At 63.6% G+C, this 25,939-nt stretch carries 17 protein-coding genes and 1 pseudogene; 8 read left to right on the top strand and 10 right to left on the bottom strand.

Features of this window, described 5'->3' with window-relative positions; genetic code table 11:
* Positions 1 to 102: 102 nt before the first annotated feature.
* Both CNO20_RS08795 and CNO20_RS08800 read left to right on the top strand, forming a co-directional pair.
* Positions 103 to 1,571: pseudogene (locus tag CNO20_RS08795) on the top strand (aldehyde dehydrogenase family protein).
* Between the two features lie 174 nt (positions 1,572 to 1,745).
* Positions 1,746 to 2,918: a M20 family metallopeptidase gene (locus tag CNO20_RS08800; RefSeq protein ID WP_101295784.1), complete on the top strand. Its 1,173-nt coding sequence runs from the start codon at positions 1,746 to 1,748 to the stop codon at positions 2,916 to 2,918.
* A 138-nt stretch (positions 2,919 to 3,056) separates the two neighbouring features.
* Here CNO20_RS08800 and CNO20_RS08805 read toward each other — a convergent pair whose 3' ends face one another.
* Together CNO20_RS08805 and CNO20_RS08810 are read right to left on the bottom strand one after the other, a co-directional pair.
* The gene (locus tag CNO20_RS08805) at positions 3,057 to 4,493 is read right to left on the bottom strand and encodes a sodium:solute symporter family protein (protein WP_101295785.1); all 1,437 of its coding nucleotides are present in this window, start codon (positions 4,491 to 4,493) and stop codon (positions 3,057 to 3,059) included.
* A 2-nt stretch (positions 4,494 to 4,495) separates the two neighbouring features.
* The gene (locus CNO20_RS08810) at positions 4,496 to 4,690 is read right to left on the bottom strand and encodes a hypothetical protein (RefSeq protein ID WP_101295786.1); all 195 of its coding nucleotides are present in this window, start codon (positions 4,688 to 4,690) and stop codon (positions 4,496 to 4,498) included.
* 242 nt (positions 4,691 to 4,932) lie between these two features.
* On the opposite strand from CNO20_RS08810, the gene CNO20_RS08815 reads away from it, so the two are divergent.
* Positions 4,933 to 6,825 carry a CocE/NonD family hydrolase gene (locus CNO20_RS08815; protein ID WP_101295787.1) on the top strand — a complete coding sequence of 631 codons (1,893 nt, stop codon included), beginning with the start codon at positions 4,933 to 4,935 and terminating at the stop codon, positions 6,823 to 6,825.
* A gap of 173 nt (positions 6,826 to 6,998) precedes the next feature.
* On the opposite strand, the gene CNO20_RS08820 is transcribed toward CNO20_RS08815, so the two are convergent.
* The 4 genes from CNO20_RS08820 to CNO20_RS08835 form a co-directional block, all read right to left on the bottom strand.
* Positions 6,999 to 8,435 carry an amidase gene (locus CNO20_RS08820; RefSeq protein WP_101295788.1) on the bottom strand — a complete coding sequence of 479 codons (1,437 nt, stop codon included), beginning with the start codon at positions 8,433 to 8,435 and terminating at the stop codon, positions 6,999 to 7,001.
* A 960-nt stretch (positions 8,436 to 9,395) separates the two neighbouring features.
* Positions 9,396 to 10,775 (bottom strand): dihydroorotase, encoded by a 1,380-nt coding sequence (locus tag CNO20_RS08825; protein ID WP_101295789.1) that lies wholly within the window; start codon positions 10,773 to 10,775, stop codon positions 9,396 to 9,398.
* A 112-nt stretch (positions 10,776 to 10,887) separates the two neighbouring features.
* Positions 10,888 to 11,937 carry an LLM class flavin-dependent oxidoreductase gene (locus tag CNO20_RS08830; protein WP_101295790.1) on the bottom strand — a complete coding sequence of 350 codons (1,050 nt, stop codon included), beginning with the start codon at positions 11,935 to 11,937 and terminating at the stop codon, positions 10,888 to 10,890.
* A 6-nt stretch (positions 11,938 to 11,943) separates the two neighbouring features.
* The gene (locus CNO20_RS08835) at positions 11,944 to 13,176 is read right to left on the bottom strand and encodes a Zn-dependent hydrolase (protein ID WP_101295791.1); all 1,233 of its coding nucleotides are present in this window, start codon (positions 13,174 to 13,176) and stop codon (positions 11,944 to 11,946) included.
* Between the two features lie 337 nt (positions 13,177 to 13,513).
* On the opposite strand from CNO20_RS08835, the gene CNO20_RS08840 reads away from it, so the two are divergent.
* The 3 genes from CNO20_RS08840 to CNO20_RS08850 all read left to right on the top strand — a co-directional run bounded on the left by CNO20_RS08840 (position 13,514) and on the right by CNO20_RS08850 (position 16,871).
* The gene (locus tag CNO20_RS08840) at positions 13,514 to 14,875 is read left to right on the top strand and encodes a cytosine permease (protein ID WP_101295792.1); all 1,362 of its coding nucleotides are present in this window, start codon (positions 13,514 to 13,516) and stop codon (positions 14,873 to 14,875) included.
* Between the two features lie 404 nt (positions 14,876 to 15,279).
* Entirely contained in the window at positions 15,280 to 16,041 is a 762-nt protein-coding gene (locus CNO20_RS08845; RefSeq protein WP_101295793.1) for an IclR family transcriptional regulator, read from the top strand.
* Positions 16,042 to 16,127: 86 nt separating this feature from the next.
* Complete coding sequence (locus CNO20_RS08850; RefSeq protein WP_101295794.1) at positions 16,128 to 16,871, top strand: sugar phosphate isomerase/epimerase family protein; 744 nt, start codon at positions 16,128 to 16,130, stop codon at positions 16,869 to 16,871.
* 56 nt (positions 16,872 to 16,927) lie between these two features.
* On the opposite strand, the gene CNO20_RS08855 is transcribed toward CNO20_RS08850, so the two are convergent.
* Positions 16,928 to 17,923: a Gfo/Idh/MocA family protein gene (locus CNO20_RS08855; protein ID WP_101295795.1), complete on the bottom strand. Its 996-nt coding sequence runs from the start codon at positions 17,921 to 17,923 to the stop codon at positions 16,928 to 16,930.
* A gap of 102 nt (positions 17,924 to 18,025) precedes the next feature.
* Complete coding sequence (locus tag CNO20_RS08860; RefSeq protein ID WP_101295796.1) at positions 18,026 to 19,156, bottom strand: carbohydrate kinase family protein; 1,131 nt, start codon at positions 19,154 to 19,156, stop codon at positions 18,026 to 18,028.
* A gap of 215 nt (positions 19,157 to 19,371) precedes the next feature.
* Here CNO20_RS08860 and CNO20_RS08865 point away from each other — a divergent pair, with 215 nt between their 5' ends.
* The gene (locus tag CNO20_RS08865; RefSeq protein WP_101295797.1) at positions 19,372 to 20,154 is read left to right on the top strand and encodes a class I fructose-bisphosphate aldolase; all 783 of its coding nucleotides are present in this window, start codon (positions 19,372 to 19,374) and stop codon (positions 20,152 to 20,154) included.
* 39 nt (positions 20,155 to 20,193) lie between these two features.
* On the top strand, positions 20,194 to 21,717 hold the full coding sequence (locus CNO20_RS08870) for a sulfatase family protein (protein ID WP_101295798.1): 1,524 nt from the start codon (positions 20,194 to 20,196) through the stop codon (positions 21,715 to 21,717).
* A 100-nt stretch (positions 21,718 to 21,817) separates the two neighbouring features.
* On the opposite strand, the gene CNO20_RS08875 is transcribed toward CNO20_RS08870, so the two are convergent.
* On the bottom strand, positions 21,818 to 24,196 hold the full coding sequence (locus CNO20_RS08875; protein WP_199174779.1) for a glycoside hydrolase family 3 N-terminal domain-containing protein: 2,379 nt from the start codon (positions 24,194 to 24,196) through the stop codon (positions 21,818 to 21,820).
* A gap of 152 nt (positions 24,197 to 24,348) precedes the next feature.
* Positions 24,349 to 25,671 carry an alpha-galactosidase gene (gene melA / locus CNO20_RS08880; RefSeq protein WP_101295799.1) on the bottom strand — a complete coding sequence of 441 codons (1,323 nt, stop codon included), beginning with the start codon at positions 25,669 to 25,671 and terminating at the stop codon, positions 24,349 to 24,351.
* Between the last annotated feature and the right edge of the window lie 268 nt (positions 25,672 to 25,939).

Raw genomic sequence — 25,939 nt, forward strand, 5'->3', positions numbered from 1 at the left:
CTCCGTTCGGAATCGGTCCACAGCTCCGAACGGCGGTCCGCACGGCCGCTGCCGACCGACCCGGTGCCAAAGAACTATCGTCCCCGCAGTCCCTCTCCCCGTATGACCCGGCCGACCATCGCTTTCGAGCAACGCTACGACCTCCACATCGGCGGCGAGCGGACGGGGCCGTCCGGCGGCGACTACTCGCCGACGTACGATCCCGCGTCCGGCGAGCCCTTCGCGGAGGTTGCGGTCGGAACCGACGACGACGTCGATCGCGCGGTGGCCGCGGCCCGCGCCGCCTTCGAGTCGTGGCGCGACACGGATCCCGGCGAACGCGGGCGCCTCGTTCACCGCGTCGGCGAGCTCGTGGCGGAACGCGCCGCCGAACTCGCGGCCATCGAGAGCAAAGATCAGGGGAAGCCGCTCTCACAGGCCCGAAGCGACGTGGACGGGGCCCGCCGGTACTTTGAGTACTTTGCGGGCGCGGCGGACAAGCTCGAGGGGCGGAGCGTCCCGATCGGGCCGCAGCAAGTGGATTTCACCGTTCGCGAACCGTATGGGGTGAGCGCGCAAATCACGCCGTGGAACTTCCCCGGGAATCTGTTCGCGCGCGGCGTCGCTCCGGCGCTCGTCGCCGGCAATGCGGTGGTCGTCAAGCCCGCGCCGCAGACGTCGCTTACGACCCTCCGCCTCGCAGAACTCTGCTCGGAGGCGGGTCTTCCGGACGGCGTCGTCAACGTCGTCACCGGCCCCGGCGATCCCACGGGGGAAGCGCTCGTCTCTCACCCCGGCGTGGACACGATCACCTTTACCGGAAGCGTCCCGACCGGCCGACGGATCATGAAACGGGCGGCGGAGACGGTCACGCCCGTGACGCTCGAACTCGGCGGAAAGAATCCGGCGCTCGTCTTCCCGGACGCTGATCTCGATACGGCGGCGGACGCCATCGCGGCGGGGATCTTTACCAACGCCGGGCAGGTCTGTTCGGCCGTAGATCGCCTCCTCGTCCACGAGGCTGTTCACGACGAGCTGGTCGACCGGGTCGTTGGGATCGCCGAGGGCTACGAAATAGGCCCCGGGTGGGATGATCCCGATCTCGGTCCGCTGGCCTCGCGCGAGCACCGTGATCGCGTGTTGGAGTACGTCGCGGACGGGCAGGCCGAAGGCGCGACGCTCCACACCGGCGGGTCAGCGCTCGACCGGCCGGGGTACTTTGTCGAACCGACGGTTTTCACGGGCGTGCAAAACGACATGCGGATCGCTCGGGAGGAGATCTTCGGCCCCGTGCTTTCGGTCATCGCCTTCGGTGACGAGGCTGAGGCGCCAACGAGACCGATTATGGGCTGACCGCTGGAGTCTTCACCCGTGATATCGTGCGAGCGCACCGCTTGGCGCGGCGGTTAGAGGCCGGGAACGTCTACGTGAACAAGTGGTTCGGCGACACGGTGCAGACCCCGTTCGGAGGGTACAAACACAGCGGCGTCGGGCGCGAGAAGGGCCTCGAAGCGCTCGACACGTACCTCCAGACGAAGAACGTCGCCATCGCGATCTCGGAGGGGGACTCGCCCGATCTTCCCGGTGCTTGAACGCTTCACGGCCAGGGCGGGAGTGCGCCGGTTCCTGCTTTCTTACGGACGGTTCGTAAATTCGCCATCACGTTTCTCGATGTTCGAACGATATCCGAAAGTACGCTGGTTTTCTCGGATCGTGTAAGCGGGTCACCAATATGATTTTTCACAGGCGGCCCGATACGGGAGTCCATGTCGGCCACAGCCAACGTTGACGAACTAGAGGCGCTCATCGCCGACCTGGTGAGCATCGAGAGCGAGAATCCGCCGGGCAACGAACGGAGGTGCTCGGAGTTCATCGTCGAGTGGTTCGCCGAGCGCGGAATCGACGCGTCGCTCGTAGACGAACCCTACCCGGACCGACCGCAGGTCGGCGTCCGCGTCGGCGAAGGCGACCCGGCGCTCGTTCTGAACGGCCACATCGACGTCGTCCCGGCGGGCGACCGCGACCACTGGACGCACGATCCGTACGGCGCCGCCGTCGAGGACGGCAGCCTCTACGGTCGCGGGAGCGTGGACATGAAAACCGGGGTCGCGGTGGGGATGCTCGCGACGGCACTGCTCGCCGAGGAGATCAGATCGGGCGAGCTTCCGGGTTCGATCGTGTTCCACGCCGCCATCGGCGAGGAGACGGCGGAGCCGGGGACGAAGACCCTGTTAGAGCGCGGTTACGACGGCGATTACGGGGTCGTGCTCGAACCGACGGGGATGCGAACGGCGACGAGCGAGAAGGGGCTCGCCTGGTACGAGATCACCGTCCGGGGCGACCCGTCGCACGCGAGCCGCCCCGATCAGGGCGAGAACGCTATCCAGCGCGCGCGACCGGTACTCGACGCGCTCGAGACCTACGACGAGGAGATCCGAGCCCGCGAGCACGATCTCGTCGGGCGAGCGTACGCCACCGTCACGATGTTCGAGGCGGGGACGAAGGAGAACGTCGTGCCCGAGCGTGCAACCGTCACCGTCGACCGGCGCTTCCTCCCCGACGAAACCGTCGCAGACATCGACTCAGAGATCGACGAACTGCTCGCCGAGGTCGCCGAGGAACACGGCGTCGAGGCGTCGTGGGAACGGACCCGGACGTACGAGTCGGCGGCGATCGACACGGACAGTCCCCTGGCGGAGGTGTTCCGACGCCACGCCGCCGAAGTCGCGGACGCGCCGACGGAACCGTGGGGCGTCACCGCCTCGACGGACGTGCGAAACTTCGTGAACGACGCCGGCATTGAGGCCATTACCTGGGGGCCGGGCGACATCACGCAGGCCCACACGTACGACGAGCACGTCGACCTCTCGGCCGCGCGGGACGGCCTCGATGCGCTCGTCGGTGCGGCCCGGACCGTCCTCTCGGGCGATCTCGACTAGGTCACCCAGGAGTCGTCGACGACCGCGCCCTCGCGGGCCACCACGTTTCCGCCTTTGACGACGTGCGAGCGCGCCGACTGCGTGAGGATCGCCCACTGCGGTGACGGTGCCACCCGCGAGCGCGCGGCGTGGGCGTCGTCAGCCGCCGACCGCGACGGTGGGTTCGGCCTCCCCTTTCCAGAGGGCGTAGCCGATTCCGAGCGTGACGATGGCGGCGCCGACTCCCATGAACGTGGCGGGGATGCCCACCGGGCCGCCGAGGAAGTCCCACCCGACGCCGAGCGCGGTCCCCGACACGATCGACAGCAACACGGCCTTCCCGGGTATCCCGCGGGCGTACAGCGCGACGTAGACCGGCACGAGGAACGCGCTGGTCAAAAGAATCGCGCGCCACTCGTACAGCTCGATGATCGTTCCCGGCGGATCGACCGCGATGGCCGTCGCGGCGAGGCCGAAGAAGATCGTCGAGGCCCGCGAGACCTTCAACAGCTGTCGGTCGCTGGGATCGTCGGCGAAGTAGTCGTAGACGTCCCGCGCCGCCGTGACGCCGACGGCGTGGAGGCGGGTGTCGGTCGTCGAGAGGATGCCGCTGAGGATCGCGAGGATGATGACGACGCCGACCTCGGTCGGGACGTACTCCGTGATCAGTACGGGGAACGCCCGGTCGACGTTATCGACGCCCAGTCCGGCGCTCTCCAGCGCGACGGTGGTCGCCCCGCCGAGCAGGATCAGCGCCACGTAGAACACCGAGAGGATGACGCCAGCGGCCGCGAGGTGGAGCTTCGCGGTGCGGATGTCCTTCGTCGCGTTGATCCGGACGACCGTGGCCTGCGAGGTGAAAATCGTCCCGAAGAACGCGACGAGCGAACCGAGGACGCCGATGACCGTGTACGTCCCGCCGCCGAGGGGCCGGACGTGACTCGGCTCGATTGCGGCGAACTCCTGGTTGATCGTGGCGATGCCGCCGAGGTCGAATGTCATGACCACCAGCGCGAGGAGGACCATTGCGACCATCAGCGTCCCCTGGATGAGGTCGGTCCAGGCAACGCTGACGAGCCCGCCCAGGACGGTGTAGAGGATGAACACGCCCCCGATCACCCAGATCATGTACTCGTAGGGGACGCCGGTGACGACCGTGACCAGCAGCCCCGCGCCCACCAGTTGCATGATCAGATACACCCAGGCGTTCGCGAACAGAACGGTGCCGGCGATCGGTCTCGCGGCCTCGTAGCCGGTCAGTTCCGCGATGATATCCGGAAACGTGATGTGATTGAGCTCCCGGACCTTGTGGACGACGAAGTACAGCCCGCTGACGCCGAGCATCAGTCCGAGGATGATCCCGGTCAGAATCGAGTAGCCGCCGCCGTACACCGCCCCGACGAAGCCGATCACGCTGACCGCGCTGACGAAGTTGGCGACGTACGACCACGTCGCTAACCACGGACCGAGCTTCTTTCCGTACACCCAGAAGTCGTCGACGTCCTCGGTCCGCACGTACCCCCACGCGCCGATGGCGAGGATGATCAGCAGGTAGAGGACGAAGACGCCGAGGTAGAACGGATTGACCTCGGCCATCGTCACTCGCCTCCCGCGGTCGGCTCCTCACCTGTACGCGTCAGTTCGCCCGTAGGCGGTTCTTCCCGGATGTACTCGTCGACCGGCTTTCCCATGATCACGTGCACGGTCACGTAGTGGATCGCCCCGAGACTCCCCGCGAGCAGCGTCGCCGTGAAGATCAGGAACATCTCGGTCGGCATGCCAAGTACTGACATGCACGAGGGTATGCGGAAATAGTATAAAAATTCTCGTGATAGTTAGAACAGATCGTAACTAATAGGCTTCAGATCGATCGACGTCAAGCTCATTTCAAAATGCCTGAAAAGTACTAGTGAACGACCGAAAGCCGGATTACCCGGTACTGCCGACGGGACCGTAGAGACGAACTCCCTGAACTCCTCTCTACCTTCGTGGCTTCTATGCGTACTTTTTTGCTATCTCATCCGGAGCGTAGGGTATGGTTTCTCAGCCCAAATACGCGACTGCGGTCGCGCTCGACCGGATGGTCGAGATGCGCGACGGGACGCGGCTCGCCACGGACGTGTATCGGCCCGCGTCGCGCGACAGCGGCGAACCGATCGACGAACCGCGACCCGCTCTCCTCCTTCGGACGCCGTACGACAAGCGCGATCGAAAGCGCATCGAACGCCACGGCCACTGGTACGCACGGCGGGGATACGTCGTCGCGCTTCAGGACTGCCGCGGTCGGTACGCGAGCGAGGGCGAGTTCTATCTCCTGGCCAACGAGGCCGAAGACGGGTACGACACGGTGGAGTGGCTGGCGGACCAGCCCTACTGCGACAGGCAGGTGGGAACGATGGGAACCTCCTACAGCGCGTGGGTACAGAACGCCCTGGCGAGCCTCGATCCCCCCCACCTTGAGGCGATGTTCGTCAATCAGGGGGCCGCTAACGGGTGGAAGGCGACCCTGCGGCAAAACGGCGCGTTCGAGTTGCGGTGGCTGTGCTGGGCGCTCACGATCGGCGGCGGCTTCGCCCAGCGGGCCCTGGAGGATCCCGACGTGCAGCGTCGGCTCGCAAACGTCCGGACGGACGAACTACTGGCGGAAGGACCCGTTTTCCCGGGGCAGTCGCCGCTCCGGCACGTCCCCGGCTACGAGGAGTGGCTCTTCGACTACGCGACCGCCGACGGCGACGACGAACTGTGGGAATCGCCCGCCGTCAACTTCGAGGCTCATTACGAGGAGATGGCCGACGTTCCGACCGTGTACGCGGGGTCGTGGTACGACTCGTACGCGAAAGCGACCTGCGACAACTTCGCCGCGCTGTCGGAGATGAAAGAGAGCGAGCAGTACCTCGTCATGGGCGCGTGGATACACGGCGGCGTCGACGCGTGGTCGAAACCGTACGCCGGCGAGGTTTCGTTCGGCGAATCGGGTCCCAGAGCGTACCTGGAACTCCGGCTCCGATTTTTCGATCACTACCTCAAAGGCGAGGAAACGTGGAGCGACCAGTCGCCGGTCGAATACTTCGGGATGGGTACCGGCGACGGCTCGCGGGTCGCCGGCGACCGACTGTTCCACGGCGGGGCCTGGTACAGCGCCGACGAGTGGCCGCTCCCGGACGCGGAGACCACGACGTACTACGCCCACGCGGACGGGACGCTGCGCCGCGAAAGACCGGGGGACGAGGCGTCGAGTACGAGCTACCGGTTCGATCCTCGCGACCCGGTGCCGACGGTCGGCGGGAACTGTTCGTCGTACATCACGCCCGAGCGGCGCGACGAAACCATCGAAGCGTATCCGCTCGAGAATCGGCCGTTCCACAGCATCACGGGGCAGGGAGGGTACGACCAGCGAACGCGCGAGTGGACGGTCGGCGCCGCTCCGCCCTATCGACCCCTCGAAGAGCGCGACGACGTGCTCGTATTCCGCACGGCTCCGCTGACGGAAGCGGTCGAGATCGCCGGACCGATTCGCGTCACCGTGTACGGATCCACCGACGCGCCGGACACTGATTTCACCGCGAAACTGATCGACGAGTACCCGCCCAGCGAGGACTTTCCCGACGGAGTCGCGCTCAACCTCTGCGACTCCATCTGTCGAGCCCGGTACCGGGGCTACCGCCGCGACCCGGACTTCGTCGAGCCCGAAGAGGTGTACGAGTTCCCCGTGGAGCCGTACCCTACCGCGAACGTGTTCAAGCCCGGTCACCGGATTCGCCTCGACATCTCGTCGTCGAACTACCCGCGCTACGACGTGAACCCGAACACGGGAGGGCCGCTGTACGCCGACCGCGACTGGAACGTCGCGACCAACACCGTCTACCACGAGCGCGCCCATCCGACGGGGATCGACCTTCCGATTCGGTCGGTCGGCGAAGACAACTGACAGTGATCGGACGACGTGGACGCCGAGACGACGTTCCGGTTCGGTGACGCGGTCCTTGCGTCCCTCGTCCGACGGCGTGGCGTCCACCGAACCGCTTCCAGCGAGCCGGACTTCCGACCGCCTTCCGCGCTCCGGACGGCTCGTCTCTCCCGCCGCGTCCGCGGGTCGCCCCCTCACTCGGGGTACCGGTCGTGCCAGGGACGCTGCCGCTCGAAGGCGGCGCTCGCCGCGAGAACGTCATCGTCGGCGTGGCGTCGGCCCGCGATCTGCATCCCGATCGGGAGACCGTCGACGAATCCGGCGGGGATCGATGCGGCGGGGTGGCCGGTGAAGTTGTACGGCTGCGTGAGCACCCACCCGCGGAGGGGTTCGACGTCGACGCCGTCTATCTCCTGCGGTTCTTCACCGTGGGGGAACGCCGCGGTTCCCAGCGTCGCCGTTACCAGTAAGTCGTACTCTTCGAGGAGGTCCTGCAGGCCGTCGAAGACGTGCGTCCGGACTACGTCGGCGCGATTCAACTCCCGCGTGGTCGGCTCCTCGGCGTCGATGATGAGATCGACCAGGTAGGGCCGCAAGCGGTCGCGGTCCTCGCCGCGGGGGTCGAAGCCCTGCCCTTCGAGGTTGTCGAACAGCGCCTGCCAGCGGACGGTGGCCATCGTGTAGAAGGCGTCCAGTATCTCCTGTCGCTCGTGGCTGAGTTCGGGACCCACCTCATCGACAGTCGCACCGGCTCGCTCGAACGCCGTGACGGCCTCGTCGAGCACCTCCCGTACTGCGGGTTCGATGGGATACGTGCCCATGTCGGGGCTGTAGGCTATCTTCACGCCGTCGATGGGGCGATCGACGGCGGCGCGGTAGTCTCTCTGAGCGGGGACGGAAAACGGATCCCGCGGGTGGACACCCGCCATCACGTCCAGCGAAATAGCCGCGTCCTCGACGGTTCGAGCCATCGGCCCGACGTGCGAAAACGGCGTGTGACTCGCAAAGGCGTCGGGTCGCCCGACGTTCGGTACCAGCCCGTACGTCGGCTTGAGCCCGTAGACGCCACAGAGACTGGCCGGAATGCGAATCGATCCGCCCGCGTCGGAGCCCGGCGCGAGAGGGACCAGCGAGTCCCCGAGCGCGGCGGCCGCGCCGCCCGAGGACCCGCCGGCGACGCGCTCGGGATCGAACGGCGTCCCCGTCGGCCCGACGATCCTGTTGTTCGTGGTCGTCCCCAGGCCGAACTCCGGCGTGTTGGTCTTGCCGACCACGATCGCACCGGCGTCTTTCAAACGCGAAACAAACGGCGAGTCGGACTCGGCGACGCGATCTTCGAAGAGCACCGACCCCGACGTGGTACGGACTCCCTCGACGTCATCGAGATCCTTGATAGCGACGGGAACGCCGTGGAGCGGCCCGAGCGGTTCACCGTCTCGCACGGCCCGTTCGGCATCCCTGGCCATTTCGTGGGCGAGCTCGTCGGTGATGGTGACGAAGGCGTTCGTCCCATCGTTGCGTTCGTGGATGCGATCGAGATGCGCCTCGACGACCTCGACGGGGGAGCGCTCGCCGTCTCTGATTCGCCTCGCGATACCTGCAGCGGACAGGCGTGTGGGGTTCTCTGTCACAGTCGAAAACGACCTGAGGGAAGTAAAAAGATAGGTGCCGCGGAGATCTAGGAGGAGAGCGGCGTTGTTCTCGGAGTGGTCGGTTACGGTTGCGGCGCCTCGAAGCCCGAGAGTAGCCATCCGTGTGTCAACCCCTGCGCGATTCGAGCTCTGAGCCGCCTCGAACGTTTGTCCACGTCGAACGTGCCTTTTCCCGTGGAAGGACCCCGTAAAGCCGGTGAAACTAGGCGTCAAACCGCACGTTGCCGCTTCGTTCCGACGAATACGCCATCAGCGAGGACCCGGGTCACGTGACTCGAAGCCGTCCGAGCCGAGGGCTTTGTGAGCCTCTAACACGCAGATGCGGTCTGCCACGAGGATGTACATCGATATCGAACGGCGCCTTACAACCGTATAGTTGTCATCAGTTCTCCTCAGTAGGGAAGAGACGTTCAGTCGTCGCGAACTGCCGTTCGCGACCAACCGACCGCAGTCTACGAGTTATGAGCCTGATCGAGCGTCTCGTGAGAAAGTGGCTGAAACCGAATAGCCGTGTTCTCGGAGGATTACGACCGTGATCGCACCGTGTTCCTTGTTCACTATCGTCGGACCACTAACTGTAAATCGGCTACGGATTGTTCGAGCTAGAGAGCGGGCATTATCGTACGCTTAGACGATTAAGAGATTTTCAGTGTTACGTAATTCCGGAAAATGATCCGAATCATCCACCACATCCCTCATTCGTTCATGACGAGACTCTCTGTCGCACGTTCAGTCCAATGGAATCATGATCTACGACGCGTACTCATCAAACTCGACGATACGAGGATCGGCGTACTGTTCGCGGACACGGGAGGCAAGCGATCCGTCCGAAGGGCGCAGTAACGGTATAGCGTTGCCCTTCGAGTAACGTCCGTTTTTCGAATTGAAGTTGAGCGCGGATGACCCTTCCACCCGGCGGATCTCCGCTCTCGTCGAACGCTAGGCGCTCCAATCGGGACGTTCCCGGTGGATATACTCGCCGTAACCCGGGTCGGTGACGATCTCCCCCTCGTCGGCGACGAGTTGACCGCGGACGAACGTCTTCCTCACCCGGCCAGTGACTTCCCGCCCCTCGTAGATTGAGAAGTCGGCGTTCGACGCGTTGTCTTCGGCGGTGATGGTGTACCTCTCATCGGGGTCGAACAGGACGATGTCGGCGTCGGTACCGGGGTCGAGAGTGCCCTTGTTCGGCATGCCGAAGATGTGCGCCGGATTTCGACTCATGACGCGGACGAGGAAGGGATACGAGAACCCTCGTTCGTTCACCGCCTCGTCGTGGAACACCGGCAACGACACCTGTAGCGCGTTCGCGCCGAACGTGGAGTCCCACCAGTTTTCTACCTCCTTCGACTCGCGCTTGTAGCCGCAGTGATCCGTCGACACAACGTCGAGCGTGCCGTCCGACAGATGCGTGAACATCGCCTCAATATCGTCCTGGGTCCGAATAGGTGGCGCTATCATGGGGAGGTTCCCGAGTTCCTCGAACACTTCGTCCGTAAGCGTCGTATAGTGGGTACACGTCTCGGCGCGGATCTTCGATCCGTCCTCGCGGAAGCGCTTTATCACTGCCGCCGCCTTCCGGCACGACGTGTGGATGCCGTAGTACTTCGCCCCCGTCTGCTGAGCCATCCGAATGGCGTCGTCGGCCGCCATCGCCTCGGCGTAGTCCGGGCGAGACTGTGGGTAGTCCGTCGGATCACCTCGGCCCTCCCGCTTGAATCGCTCGGTGAGCATGTCGGTGATCGAAGAGTCTTCCGTGTGGTAGACGCCGACTGCGTCGAGTTCGGCTATCTCCTCCATCACCTGGTGCATAAACCCGTTCGAAAGCCCGTGTTCGTAGGCTGTGAACATCTTGAACGAGGGGACGCCCGCCTTGATCGCGTCAGAAAGCTCGTCCAGGACCGCGGGATCCTCCCGGGTGATGGCCCCGTGGAAGCTGTAATCGACGTGAGCGTCCTCGGCCTTGTTTCGTTTACGTTCGATCCCTTCCATCAGCGTCCCTTCCTCCGAGAAGATCGAAAGGTCGCCTTCCCACGCTTGCCACGCGAAGTCGATGTACGAGGTTACGCCCCCGAGCGCCGCCGCCGCCGAGGCCGTCTCGTGCGTATCGATGGAGAACATGTCGTCGATGTGGACGTGCGGGTCGATGACGCCGGGCATAACCAGGAGTCCCGACGCGTCAATGCGCTCTTCGGCGTCGGGCATTGACGATGGCGTGCCGACGCCGACTATCTTCCCGTCGTCGATGGCAAGGTCGGCCTCGAAGATGTTTGTCTCCGTCACTATCGTCCCATTCACGATGATGGTATCGATTAGCACGATTCTACGGAGAACCCCGATTAAGTAAAAAGTTCACCATATGATGGGAAGTCTAACATGTATTCCACTACGAGGGAGTTCTGCTGGAGGACGTTCGAAGATGAGTCGACGGCTACGTCTCGGCTTTGGCCTCGGCCAGCGCGTCGATGACGTCCTCCATGTTGTCCGTCAGTGGATAGACCACCGGTTCGGTACAGCCGGCCGCACAGTAATCCCGGATGCGTTCGATCACGTCATCGCGGGTCCCCGCTGCGACGATATTAGTGACGACGTCGTCGCTGACGTACTCGGAAGCCCGTTTGATGTCGGCGGCGGTGGCCGGCCAACCGCCCAGCTCCGCCTTGACCTTCTCGGCCCGTTCGTCGTCGATGCCGCACGCCTTCGTGATGTGCGGTTGCTGGCCGATATACTGCGTGGCGAGGTTGCGCGCTTGGTCGATGGCATAGTCGACATCCTCGTCCATCGATACTGCGATGAGCTGTGGCCGGTCGACGTCTTCCAAAGATCCGTCCTGCTTCTCGACTCCCTCTTTCAGTTTCTCCAGTCCTTTGAGGTTGTGCTCGGGAGGGATAAGATAGTTCATGAATATCCCCCCGGCGATACCGTTTCCAACGAGTTCGCCAGTGAGTTTGTGCATCGTCTCGCCGGTCGCACCGACGTATATTGGTACGTCACGCGGTTCGGCGTTGGAGCGGACGAGATCCAGTTCGATGTCCTCGACACGGAGCGTGTCACCCTCATAGGTAACGTTCTCGAGGTCGAGCAGGCGCTTAGTCACGGTGCAGTACTCCCACATCCGTCGAAGTGGCCGCTCACGATCAATACCGACTTTCGAAGCCAGCGGATCCCACCACGCGCCGATACCGAGTTTCATCCGCCCTCCCGAAAGCTCGTGGAGCGTCGAGAACGTCTGGGCCATCAGCGCCACGTTTCGCGTGTAACAGTTCGTAACGCCCGGGGCGATATCTATCTCGTCGGTCACCTGCGTGTACGCGCCCATCAGGGTCATGGCGTCCCGGACCAGTCGAGACTCGCCCTGCCACACCGAGTCGAGACCCGTCTCTTCCGCGTACTGGGCGGATCTCACCTCGTCTTCGACGTGCGATCTCTCCCAGTTCCAGATACCGGCGCGCGTGAACTCACGGTCGAAATTGGCGTTCACGAGTTATCACTCCGTTGTGAGTTTGAAGGCTGCGTTCGCAAGCGTATTCGCCGCAGCGTAGCAGTCCGACCAGCTCGTGTACTCATCCTCTGTGTGACTCTTTCCGTTCTCCGAGACGGAGAACACCATCCCGGTGTCCATCACCTTGTGCGTGTGCGTTGCGTCGTGACCGGCACCACTGAAGATCCGCATACCATCGTAGCTGAGCTGCTCCGCAGCGCGCGCTACGGCGTCAACGCATCTATCCGCGAAGTGAACGGGATCGACCCACATACGGTCTTCGTAGTCCCAGTCGACCCCCTCGCGCTCGGCGGCCCACTCTGCCTCTGCGAGGACTTGGGCCCGCGCCTCCTCGATCACGTCGGCGTCAGGATCACGAAAGCCCCAAGTAAACGTCACCTGTTCAGGGATGGTGTTGATAGAATTGGGCTGAGAATCGATATAGCCGGTAGTTCCGACTGTGCGTTCACCCAGGGTGCTCGGAATCCGTCGGATCTGGGTGATGACGTCGGCGGCTGCCACGAGTGCGTCACTCCGGTAGTGCATCGGGGTCGGACCGGAGTGGTCGGCTTCGCCGTGGAAGGTGATCGCCCCCCACGTGAACCCCACGATACCCGTGACGATACCCACGTCTGCGTCGTTCTCCTCCAGGTACGGGCCCTGTTCGACGTGGAGTTCGAGATACGAGTCGTACTCTCTTTGCGGTTCCGCAGGCGTCTCGCCCTTGTAGTCGATCCGCTCGAGCTCCTCCTCGAAGACGTCCCCGCTCGCGTCCGTCTTAGCGTACTCCTTTTCGATGTCGTGTTCGCCTGCCCACACGCCGGACCCCTGCATGGCAGGCTGAAACCGAGAGCCCTCCTCGTTCGTCCAGTTGACGATCTCGATCGGACGTTCCGTCTCGATACTCTCGTCGTTTAGCGTTCGGACCAGTTCGAGCGCCGCGACGACGCCCATCGCACCATCGTAGATCCCGCCGTAGGGTTGGGAATCCAAGTGCGAGCCTACGAGGACGGTGCCGGCGTCGGGATCGGTTCCCTCCCTGTACCCGAACATGTTGCCGAACTCGTCTACGGTGATCTCGAGCCCTTCGTTCTTCATCTGGGTCGCGAACCAGTCACGGATCTGCTTGTCTTCGTCAGAGAGGGCAAGTCGGTGTAGGCCGCCACCATCCGTGCCCCCGATTTCCGCTTGCTCTTTCATCGTGTCGACGAACCGTTCTCTGTCTACCTCGACCAGCATAATCCACTACTTGTGAAGAAAATACTAAAAAACTTTCTTCCGTTGAAATCATATTCGAAGTACAATGAGAGCGAATGTATATTGTAGAACTGCCATCTGGTTCGACATGAGATACCGAGGTGGCCTTCGACCCTGCCGATCAGCAGCCAGAACCCCTCGTGCGTCGGCGATGCGAGGTATACTATCGAGTACTCCGACGACCACTCTTCGTTGGACTCGTTTTTTCGGCACCCCTCCCTCTTAACCGAGTTTCCAACGTATTTATCCAACCATCCAAAAGAATTAAGCAAGAGCCGATATATGTTGATTGTTGTCCCATGTCACGGAGGACAGAGGAATGAGTGATCGCACCAATCTCGAAGGTTTAGAACCGATCTCAAAGGACGATCGGACGATGGGGCTCGTCCACTACATTCCGGTGTGGTGGTCGTCTCTCATCATCGTCCAGGCGTTCGCCGTCGCGTTCTTCGCGGTGTATCCACACGGGAACCTCAACCTCCTCCAAGCAGGAATCGCGATCGGAATCGGTTCTCTGATCGTGACTGCCGGATTCATCGCGAATGGTTTTCCCGGATATGAAAAGGGGATTCCGTTCGTGGTTCAAACACGGTCGGCGTTCGGAACCAAAGGCTCCGTCATCCCCAACTATCTGCGGATCATCCCGGCCATTGGATGGCTCGGAATCGGAAACTGGATCGGAGCCCTCGCCCTTGAGAGCATCACCAGTACGCTTTGGGGATTCGGGAACGTCTGGGTGTACTTCGTACTGTTCCTCCTCCTTAATCTTCTGTTAGCCCTGAACGGGGTGACCTCGATAAAGTGGTTCGATTCCCTGGCCGCCGGCGTCCTCGCGATTCTGCTCGGGTACACGATATACACGGTCCTGACCACGCAGACGATCCCGGCGGACGTGATCAACTATCCCGGATCGTGGGGGATGCAGTTTTTCGCCACCATCACCGCAACCGTCGGATTTGTCGTGACGGGCGCGCTAAATGCCTCCGATCTCAGTCGGCATCTGAAGAACCCGGGTAGCAGTCGAAATCAGGTGCTCGGTCATCTCCTCGGCATCGCGCCGCCGATGTTGTTCATGTTGGTCGTCGGACTCGTGTTCGGCGTATCAACCGGAAATCCGAATCCGGTCGACGCGATCATGATCGTCGCCCCGAACCCGCTCATGGGTAGTCTGATGCTCCTTTTCGTTCTCGGTGCCCAGATCTCGACCAATCTGACGTTGAACATTCTCCCCCCGACGCACGTGTTTCAGGATTCTCTCGGACTGAGTTGGAAACAGGGCGTCGTTCTCACTAGCGCCCTCTCCGTCATCTCGTTTCCGTGGGTGCTATTCACGAGTGATATCTTCTATACCTTCATCAACACCTACGCGGCCTTTCTGGGCCCTGCACTTGGCGTACTTCTCGCTGACTACTGGATCATCCGGGACCGAGACACCGATATCGCCGCTCTCTATCGGACGGATCGGGAGTCGAACTTCTGGTTCGTCAACGGGTACTCTGTCACAGCCATCTTCAGCGTCCTCGTGGGCGCCGCGGTGAGTCTCCCCTTCCTGAGCGTTTCGCTTTTGATCGGACTGCCGGTTGGGTTCGGCATTTACATCGCTCTCCGACGGGCGGATCTCGATGCGACCATCCGGTCGTACCTCTTGGACGGGGACAAAACTGCCTCCGGTGCAGACTGAGGTGGTATCTCCGGGTTCACTCGCCGAGATATCAATCCGCGCCCGTGGAATCGACTACCACTGCCACATCTGGCTTCAAGGATGTTCATCCGAGCAGAACGAGTAGCGGTCGATCCATCTGTTAGTCGATAACGGTTATAACGGTTACAAACGAGTCGAAAAGACTGTACGTCGGTACGAAATGCCGTGGGATACGTTGAGTGTTACAAAGCCAGTATTGTTGTTTCAGCACAGAGTTGTTCGGCACCATTGAACGCCGAACTGTCACATCTATATCCACTTTTGTGGAGGAGCACGAGGTACTGAGGCGTTTTCCGTGGCCCAACATTCATTTGAGTATATGTTCTCTGTTCATCAGAAATGAACAACTATTTAGTTAAACGCTAACAATCCTCTCCTCAAACATGAAGGATGAAACGACTGTGATCCAGGCGTCGATCACGACGCTTCGTGTCGCAGAGGCGCTCAAACACCTCGAGGGTGCCAGAGTCACCGAACTCGCCGCGCACCTTGATCTGCCGAAAAGCACGATTCACTACCACCTCCAAACACTGATGAAGGCCGAGTTCATCGTCGCTGACGGCGACGAGTACCGCATCGGTCTCCGCTTTCTCGACTTCGGCGAGTTCGTCCGGGACAGAGTCGAGTTGCTCGGGTCGGCCGAATCGGAATTGCGGAAACTCGCCGAGGAAACGGGGGAGATCGCGAGTCTAATGGTCGAAGAGCACGGAAGGGGAGTCTACGTCGCGAGAGAGGAGAGCGAAAGCGCGGTGAGAACGAGTTTCCACACGGGCAAACGAGTTCTGCTCAGTCAGACGGCGGCGGGAAAAGCAATCCTCGCGTTCACCCCACACGAACGCGTCGAGGAGATCCTCGACCGGCACGGCCTCGAGGGCAAGACCCGAAACACGATCACCGAGCGAAACTACCTCGTCGAGGTGCTCGACGAGATACGTGAGCGAGGGTACGCCTACGACGACGAAGAGTGGCACCGCGGCCTCCGTTGTGTCGCCGCACCGATCAGGGATATGGACGACCGAGCCGTCGGCGCCGTCAGCGTGGCCGCGCCCCTCAGCCGCACTCGTGGAGAGCGCTACAAGCGGGATCTCCCCGAGGCCGTTCTGAGCACCGCCAACGTCATCGAGCTGAACATGCAGTACTCGTAACGATGGCGCGACCACACGAATCCCACGCACGGACTGAGAGCGACGGCGCAAGATAGATTCTTAACCACGACCTGAGTACCCCCGTCATGCGAATCGGCATTAATCTGTTCACGCTCAGGGACCTGGATGCCCCCCTCCCTACCGTACTCGAACGCGCCGCTGAAGCTGGTTACGACGGGGCGGAGTTCCTCCACCGCCTCCCGGACGCGAACGAGGAAGAAATCGTCGAGACCCTCGACCGAACGGCACTTGCTGTCCCCGGAGCGCACCTCGGGCCGTTCACCGAACTGTCGGGGCTTCCGACTGAACTCGAGCGGACGATCGATCTGTACGACGCGATAGGGTGTAAGACGCTCGCCGTGTCGATAGGCGAGGAGCATCTCAGCTCCCGGGACAACGTCCGCGAAACGGCCGCTCGCCTGAGTGGGCTCGCCGACCGCGCCGCAGGGCGGGAGATCGAACTTCTCTACCACAATCACCACTGGGAGTTCCGTTCACTCGACGGAGCAACTCCCTTCGATCTCCTGCTCGACTCACTTGACGGGCGAATCGGCGTTGAGCTGGACGTCGGCTGGGTAGCCGCCGGGGGCGCCGATCCCGTCGAACGGATTCACACCCTCGGAGACCGGCTGTCCCTCCTCCACGTCAAGGATGTGAACGTGGCGCGAAAAGCGTCGGTCGAGATTGGGACGGGTGACGTCGACCTCGCGGCCTGCATCGATGCCGCGCGCGCGGAGGGCGTCGAGTGGTTCATCTACGAGCACGACGAACCGGACGATCCGATCGATTCGCTCGACCGCGGCATCGCGTTTCTCGAACCGTTTCGGTGACACCTACCCACGGTAAACGGCGTGGTTCTAGCGTCTGCAATCGAAAGTAGCGGCGATTACGACGGATCGAGGTCGACATCGACCCGTCGACCAGTGCGCGCCGCCTCGTACGCTGCTGCGGTCAGCGCGACTGAGCGAAACGAGTCACGGGCGGTCGCCGGCGGCTCGTCGCCGGATTCGATTGCGTCGACGAACGCCTCGACTTTGGTCGGGTCGTCTCCGCGATCGACGCGCGGGCGCCACTCGTTCCCGTCTTCATCGAGCGTTACTACCTCGTCCTCGTTGAACCGAATTTCCTCATCCTCTGTCCAGACGCGAATACGCTCGGTGAACCGCGGAGTTCGTCCCGACACGGCGACGGTTCCGGTCACTCCGCCCTCGAACGCGACGCTCAGCGCCGCGTCGGACTCGACCCGGCGGTCGCCGTCTTCGAACGCCATCTCCGCGGAGACGCTGACGGGAGTCAGTCCGGTTGTCCAGAGGAGGCCGTCGATCAGATGGTTGCCGGTGTCGTACGTGACGCTCCCGCCGCTGAGTTCGGGATCGGTCCGCCACGTGCCGCCAAACAGATCCATGTACGGCTGGGTGATCTCGGCGTCGACGTAAACGATGTCGCCCGTCGACTCCGCGATGCGCCGACGAGCCGTCCGATAGGCGCCGCTGAGGTGGCGCTGGTAGCCGAGCATTACCGTTCGGTCGCTCGTCTCGACCCGATCGACGATCTCCTTCGCGTTTCTCGGTTCGACGCAGAGCGGTTTCTCGCACAGCACGTCGAGCTCGGCATCGAGTGCAGCCGCGACCTGTTCGTGGTGGAACACGTGCGGAGTGGCGACGACAACGGCATCGAGTTCCTCGGTCGCCAGCAGGTCATCGTACTCCTCGTACAGCGACCGTGCCGGCAAATCGAGCTCCGCACCGGCGCGCCGCCGCGCCTCCGCGGAGACGTCCGCGACGCAGACAACCTTCGCCCGCTCGTGGTCTCGGATCTGTCCGGCGAGTACGCCGCCGAGCCAACCGTAGCCGACGACGCCGAATAGATAATTGTCTGACATCGCGCTGGAACTCCCCTTATTCACGCTTGATCACTCTCGTCGACCGATCCAACCCTTCTGACCGTGTAAACACCATGAAGCGCCCGACTTTTGAGTTTCCGTTCATTGGTCGGTGAACAGGTCCTCGTAGCCGCCGAGGAACGTCCGAAGTTCGTCGTACGTCGGGGGACCGCCGTTCCGAACGAACCAGCCGGCGACGGCGCTTCCGGCGGCGAGCTGTGCACCTCCCTCGACGTCAGCGAGCTTCCCGACGAGAAGGCCGGCGTTGAAATGGTCGCCGGCGCTCGTGGTGATCGCCGGCGTCGGCTCGTGGGGGATAGAAACGCGCCAGCGCCCGTCGTCGTTCGCCATCGCTGCCTCGGTCAATGCGTGGATCACAACTTCAGAGACGCCGAGATCTGTGCACAGCGTGGCGGCGACATCGTCGAGCTTTCCCTCGTTCGCGTCGGAGGCACCGAGGTCCGCGAAACGGAGCGCTTCGGCCCGGTTCGCGCTCACGGTCACCGGGACGACCTCGTCAAGCGCGCGCAGCGACGTGAGACCCTCCGTCAGTGTTTCCGTCGAAAGTCGTCTGACGTCCGCTGGGTCGACGAGAATTCGGCGGGGCGGGTCTCGGAGGCGCGGCCAGAGCTCTTCGCGCATACCGTCCCAGATGGTGGGCATCTGAGGGATGGTCGCCCAGTAGCCGAGGCCGAGCAGTTCCGTTCGGTCGACGGACGCAGCGAGTGAGTTTATTCCGACGGTCGAGCTAATTACTTCCCAGTCGAGTTTTGCGAGCTGGCGAGTCTCGCTCAACAGCACCTTTCCGTCGTCGAACTCGATCGCGTCGGTGATCGGGGCTTCGCCGATCGAGACCAGGCGCGTGCGGTCGTACTCGCGCGTGAACGTCTCGCGCGGTGGCGACCCGTACGTCCCGACGATGGTCGGTCGGTGACCGAGACGCTCCATCGCCCGACCGAGGTGCGCCGTGTGGCCTCCCGCTCGCTTCCGCTCGCTGAACCATTCGATGCTACAAGAGGTGTCGAGTGCGCCGGCGTCGACGATCCGTCTGCCGAACTCCTCGAGCGTTGCCATCCGTTCGTAGTCGTCGGGACCGAATCGCGTCGCGATTGCAGTCCGGACGCGATCGACGACGCCGTCGAAGCCGAACGCGACCTTTCGATCGTCGAGCGACCGCGGTAACCCCTGCCGACAGGCGTCGAGGTATTCCCGAGTTTCAGTATCGATACCCATGAATGATTAGTCGTGCAGATGCGTCTCCCCCCGGTGACTAAACTGTTGTCCCGAGGGAGTGGTCGGTCGGATCCGGGTGCGGTCGACCGGCCGCACGCGCAGAATCGGGGTGAATGTCGTAGCGACACCTGCTGCGGCGATGCGGTGACCGACGTTCGAGGGGCTGTCGCATCCAAAACTGATATCACGGTGCCACCGGAAGCAGCGGACATCAGATGCGCTCAGTAGCCGAGACGCCACTCTCCCGAAACGGACGATCGATACTCATCGCGATGGATCACGGCCTCGAACGCGGGCCGAGCGTGTTCGAGTCGCTGCCCGAGCGAGCGGACCCGTCGACCGTGTTCGACGTCGCCACCCACGACGCGGTGACGGGGTTGGCGGTCCAGAAGGGAGTGGCCGAGACGTATTACCCCTCTTACGAGGACGACGTGACGCTGGTCGCGAAGCTGAACGGAAAGACAGGGATGGTGATGGGTGACCGGTACTCGCCGCCGATCTGGACGGTCGAGAACGCGGCGGCGCTGGGCGCCGCCGCCATCGGGTACACCGTCTACACGGGATCGAACCGCGAGGCGGACATGTTCAAGGAGTTCAGCAGGGCGCGTGACGCGGCGCGTGAGGCCGATCTCCCGGTCGTTCTCTGGTCGTACCCGCGAGGACAGGGAGTCAACGACCACGACGCTCCCGACACCGTCGCCTACGCGGCGCGCGTCGGACTCGAACTCGGGGCCGACATGGCGAAGATCAAACACCCCGGTACCAGGGAAGCCGTCGAGTGGGCCGTCCACGTCGCCGGCGAACTTCCCGTCCTGATGAGCGGCGGCGCGTCGGTGAGCGAGGAGGCGTTTCTCCGCGACGTGCACACGTTCATGCGCGCCGGCGGCCGGGGGCTAACCGTCGGTCGCAACATCTGGCAGCGCGAGAATCCGACAGCCACGCTCGACAAACTCGAACAGCTCGTCTACGAGGATGCCGCCCTTGACGACGTCATCTGACCAGAATGAACGAAGACGACGTAGCTTGATCCACGACACATGAGGATCCTGTACATCGACTGCGATTCGCTCCGGGCCGATCACCTGGGTTGCTACGGATACGACCGGAACACGACGCCGAACATCGACGCCCTCGCGGACGACGGCATGCGGTTCACCGACTATTACGCGTCGGATCTCCCCTGTCTGCCGTCGCGGACAGCGCTCTTCTCCGGCCGCTTTGGCATCCACACCGGGGTCGTCAACCACGGGGGGCTCGCGTCGGAGCCACGGCGGACCGGTCGAGACCGGGGGTTCTCGACGGACGAGCGATTCCGGACACTGCCGGCAGTCCTTCGGAGCGCTGGCCACCACACCGCGCTCGTCAGTTCGTTCCCGACCAGACACGGGGCCTGGCACGTACTCGACGGGTTCGAGGACTGGCGAGACACCGGCGGACGCGGGTTCGAACGCGCCGACGAAGTGTACGACCGGGCCGAGGGATGGCTGGACGCGCACGCGAGCGACGAAAACTGGTACCTCCACGTTAACTTCTGGGATCCGCACACGCCCTACGACACGCCCGCGGCGTACGGCAACCCGTTCGAGGACGATCCGGCGCCCGAGTGGCCCGACGAGGAGGCGATCCGGGAGCACTGGAAGGGGTACGGCCCCCACAGCGCCCGCGATCTCCACGGCGTCGGCAAGACTCCCGACCAGAGCATCGACTGGGGTGCGGACCCCGGCTTGGAGCGGACACCGGCGCAGATCGAATCCCACGAGGACTTCCGACAGTGGATCGACGGCTACGACGTCGGGATCAGGTACATGGACGACTACGTCGGAGAGCTTCTCGCTCAACTCGAACGTCACGGCATCCGGGACGAGACGCTGGTGATCGTCAGCGCCGATCACGGCGAGAACCAGGGCGAGTGTAACATCTACGGCGACCACCACACGGCCGACCTGCCGACCGGTCGCGTTCCGCTGGTAATGAGTGGACCGGGTGTCGGGGTCGGCGTCGACGACGGCTTTCACTACGCCCTCGATCTCGCGCCGACGCTCGCCGAACTGATCGGGACGAGTGCTGCCGACGGGTGGGACGGGCGATCGTTCGCCACCGCGCTCGCCGGCGAAGGTGAGAGCGGCCGCGATCATCTCGTCCTCAGCCAGGGCGCGCTGACCTGCCAGCGCGGCGTCCGCTGGAGCAACTGGCTCCTGCTGCGGACGTATCACGACGGGCTCCACGACTTCGACGACGTGGAACTGTACGACATCGACGCGGATCCGCACCAGACGACGAATCTGGCTGGCGGGCACCCCGACGTCGTCGCCGAGGGCACGCGGCGCCTCGAAGCGTGGCACGCCGCCCGGATGGGAGAGTCCGCCCGCGGCGAGCGCGGTGGGAACCCCGACGCGCCCACCGGGCTTCGGGATCCGCTCTGGATGGTGATCGCGGAGGGCGGTCCGTACCACGCCACCCGGCGTCCCGAGAAGCTTCGACGGTATCTTGCCCGCCTCCGCGAAACCGACCGCGCGCCGGTCGCGGACCGGCTCGAACAGCAGTACCGCGACGTTCTGTGAGAGATCGGAGCATCGAGTTCGGCGCGGTCGAACCGCGAGCTCGGAGCCGATCCGCCATTTGAATCGAAGGCGGCGAGGCTTCGTCGGGTGCGTCTTCGAATCAGGGCTCCCCCGAGTCCGCGTCGACGTGCTCGACGCTCGTCGGCGTCGTGTACTCGCGACCGCCCCTCGGGATTTCGTAGCGGTTGCCGACGACGTCGAACGTCTCGGTCGTCTCGATGGCCGCGGCGGAGCGGCCGACCCGGACCTCGAACGGCCCGGGTTCGACCGCGAGGGTCATGTTAAGATCGTGGGAGGCCAGCATTGTCGCCGACAGTTCGAACGAGATCCGGACCGCTTCGCCCGCATCGAGGCGGACTCGTCGGAAGCCCTTGAGCTCCTGAACCGGGCGGACGAGCGACGGCTCGCACTCGCTGACGTACAGTTGGACGACCTCGGAGCCGGCCCGCTCGCCCGTGTTCTCGACGGTGACCGCGGCCGTAACCGTTCCTGCCGGGCCGATTTCGCGGTCGGAGAGTTCGAGGTCGCCGTACGCGAACTCCGTATACGAACACCCGTGTCCGAAGGGGTACAGCGGGTCGCTGTCCGTGTAGACGTGGCGCTCGTTTCGGCTGTTGGGCCGCCGGCTGTAGTATACGGGGAGCTGGCCGACGTTCTTCGGAATCGAAATCGGCAGGCGACCGCCCGGGTCGTCGTCTCCGAACAGTACGTCCGCGATGCCGTGGCCGCCTTCCTCGCCGGGAAGCCAGGCGTGGACCACGGCTGGAACGTGCTCGTCGGCCCACGTGACGGTGTGTGGTTTGCCGCTGACGATCACAACGACGAGCGGCGTCCCCGTCGCGTGTAGTTCCTCGAGCAGGTCGTTCTGAACGCCCGGTAGCGAGAGATCGGTCACGTCGGCACCCTCGCCGCTGGTCGGGAGGTCGGGCTGTTCCGCCCGCGACTCGACATCGTCGGTGAGCGCAAGTGCCGACCGGGCGCCGACGAAGGCGACGGTCACGTCGCTGTCGGAGGCGACGGCGATGGTCTCGTCGAACCCGTCGGTCGTCGAACCGGTCGTCGTGCATCCCTCGCTGTACGTGACGACATCTTCGCCCAGCCGTGACTCGAACGCTTCGAGCGGCGTCACGACGTGACGGGTCAACTCTTCGTCGGGATAGTGGGCCGGATAGGTATAGTCGCCGAGTTGCCCTACGGGCGCGTCAGCCTTCGGCCCGACGACCGCGACCGAATCAGGATCGGAGAGCGGCAGGAGCCCGTCGTTTTTTAGAATCGTCACCGACTCGCGGGCGAGTTTGCGGGCGTACTCGCGGTTCACGTCGGATCCGAACGCCGCGCCAGCGTCATCGGGGTCGACACCGCGTGTTTCGAACAGTCCCTTCCGGAATTTCTGTCGGAGGACGCGTCGGACGGCAGTATCGACGGCCGCTTCGGAGATCTCGCCGGAGTCGACGGCGTCGACCAACCGGTCGTAGCAGTCGACAGCCGGAAGTTCGACGTCGATGCCGGCGGTAAGCGCCCTGACGGCGGCCTCACGCGGCGTCTCGGCGACGCCGTGTTCCGTGATGAGGTGCATGACGCTGAAGTAATCCGAAACGACGGGTCCGTCGAACCCCCACTCCTCGCGGAGCACACCGGTCAGCAACTCGCGGTCGGCCGCGCAGGGAACGCCGTCGATGTCGTGGTAGGCGTTCATCACGGACTCGACGCCGGCCTGCCGGACGGCGACTTCGAACGGGTAGAGGTGGACTTCGCGCAACTTACGCTCGCCGAGGTGAGCGGTCGGACGGTTCTTGCCGCCCTCGCCGACGCCGTGGCCGGCGAAGTGTTTGACCGTCGCCGAGACGCCCTCTCTCGGATCTTCGCCCTGGAGACCGCGGATGTACGCGCCGGCCATCTCGGCGACGAGCTGTGGATCCTCGCCGAACGTCTCCTCGGTCCGACCCCAGCGGGGGTCTCGGGCGACGTCGAGCACCGGCGAGAGCGCGTGGACCGTGCCGATGGCGAGAAGCTGCTCCCGAATTCGCTTCGTCATCCCCTCGATCAGGTCCGGGTCCCACGTGCTCGCCAGTCCGATCGCCTGCGGATACGTCGTTCCGCCCGGCCCCATGTAGCCGGCCAGACACTCCTCGTGCGGGATCGCTGGGATGCCCAGACGCGTCTCGGCGACGAGAAGGTCCTGGAGTTCGACTGTCACCGCAGCGGCACGATCGGGATCGAGCCCCCCGCCGCCTCCGACACGGGTGACGTGCCCAACGCCGTTTTCGAACAGTTCGAGGGCGCGAATACGGTCGAGGGCCCCGTCTTCGTCGATCAGCGCATCGTCGCTTCCGGGAAATCCGGCGACCGGAATCGGGGAGATCGACGTGAGCTGCGCGACTTTTTCTTCGAGGGTCATCCGATCGAGGAGATCCTCGACGCGTCTCTCGGTGGGTACCGACGCGTCTCGATACGGCGCTGTCGACCGATCTCGTGACATATTCTCTCACACGAACGACGCCGGCTAAACTGTTTGCCTTTCGCCGCCGCGTCTTTCCGGTTTGTCTCGGCCGCCGAGCCGCGCTGCCGCCCACGGACGGTTGCCGCATCGCCGGCGACCGAATCGGTCGCCGCCTGAAGGTACCGCCGATCCTACGCGAGGAGTTGATCCGACAGATAGTCAGCGTTCGCCGCCAGCAGGTCGTCAACCATGGCGTCGATCTCGTCGAGGCTGCAGGACGCCGCAGTCAGCGGATCGAGCTTAACGGCTTGCCGCAGGGCAGTCTGGTCGTGGTCCAGCCCGGCCGTGACAGCGAGACGCTGGACGTCGACGTTCGCCCGATCGAGCGCGGCCAGGTGCGGAGGGAGGGCGCCGACGGAGCACGGATTCACTCCCCTGCCGTCGACGAGACACGGAACTTCGACGCAGGCGTCGGTCGCCAGGTTGGTGATCAGCCCGTCGGTGTTGCGAACGTTGAGGTTCATCCGGCGGCGTTTGCCGGTCTCCGTCGAGTGGATGATCCGGGCGCCGTACTCCTCGGACCGTTCGATCTCCGGATCGATGTCCGACGGATCCATCTCGGCCGCCTCCTCCTGGTAGGAACACCAGTGTTCGAAGTACCGCCCAGTCGGCATCCACTCGACGAAGTAATCGTCGAAGTTCTCGTCGACGGAGAACTCCTCGATGAGTTCCGGCTCCGTTCGGAAGTACGGGACGTATTCGGACATGTGATTACTCGACTCGGTGACGAAGGCGTCGAAGTGACGAAGGATCTCGAAGCGGACGGTGTCGCGCTTGTAGATTTCCGTATCGTTCATCGCCTCGTACAGGTCGGGGTAGACGCTCTCGCCGTCGTGTTCGGCGTCGAGGAACCACGCCATGTGGTTGATGCCCGCGACCCAGTACTCGAGCTCGTCTGCGGGGACCTTGGCGTACTTCGCGATCGCCTCCGCGGTGTGCTGAACGCTGTGGCAGAGTCCGACGATTTCGACGTCCGTCGCTTCGTCGATCGCCCAACACAGCATCGCCATCGGATTTGTGTAGTTCAGCAGCAAGGCGCCCGGGCAGAGCTCCTCCATATCCCGGGCAAGGTCGAGCATCACCGGAATTGTGCGGAGGAATCGAAAGATTCCACCTGGGCCGAGCGTGTCTCCGACCGCCTGATTGACGCCGTACTCCCGCGGGATGTAGATCTCGTTCTCGAACGGTTCGCGCCCGCCGACGTGGATCGTAGTGATGACGTAGTCCGCATCGGTCAGCGCTTCGCTCCGATCCACAGTCGCATCGACGGCCGCCTCGACGTCGTTGTGTTCGAGCATCGCGTCGACCGCCGTCGCGGTCCGATCGAGCCGATCCGGATCGATATCCATGAGTGAGATCGTACTGCCCTCCAGTTCGGGAAACGAGAGGATATCCCCCATCAGGTTCCGCGCGAAGACGATACTTCCGGCGCCGATGAACGCGATTTTCGGCATAGGTGACGTTCAAAGTTCGACGTGATAAAATATCGGGCTCCTGCGGTGCTGGACGACGGGAGCGACCACTCTTCACACCGTCGCCAACGCCGAAGGTTGCCCCGACCTCCAACGGGAAGTTCCGCTCCGATCTCGACGCGCTACGCCGTGATTGGCCGTCGATCCGGTTGATCTATCGCTTTCGTGTTGTACCATCGGTGACAGACTGTAGCGCTCGGAACCTCCATAATCAGTAGTTATTTGTGAGCAGGAAGACTTGCAGGCAGAT

The organism is Halegenticoccus soli (genome assembly GCF_002844195.1).
GTDB lineage: Archaea > Halobacteriota > Halobacteria > Halobacteriales > Haloferacaceae > Halegenticoccus > Halegenticoccus soli.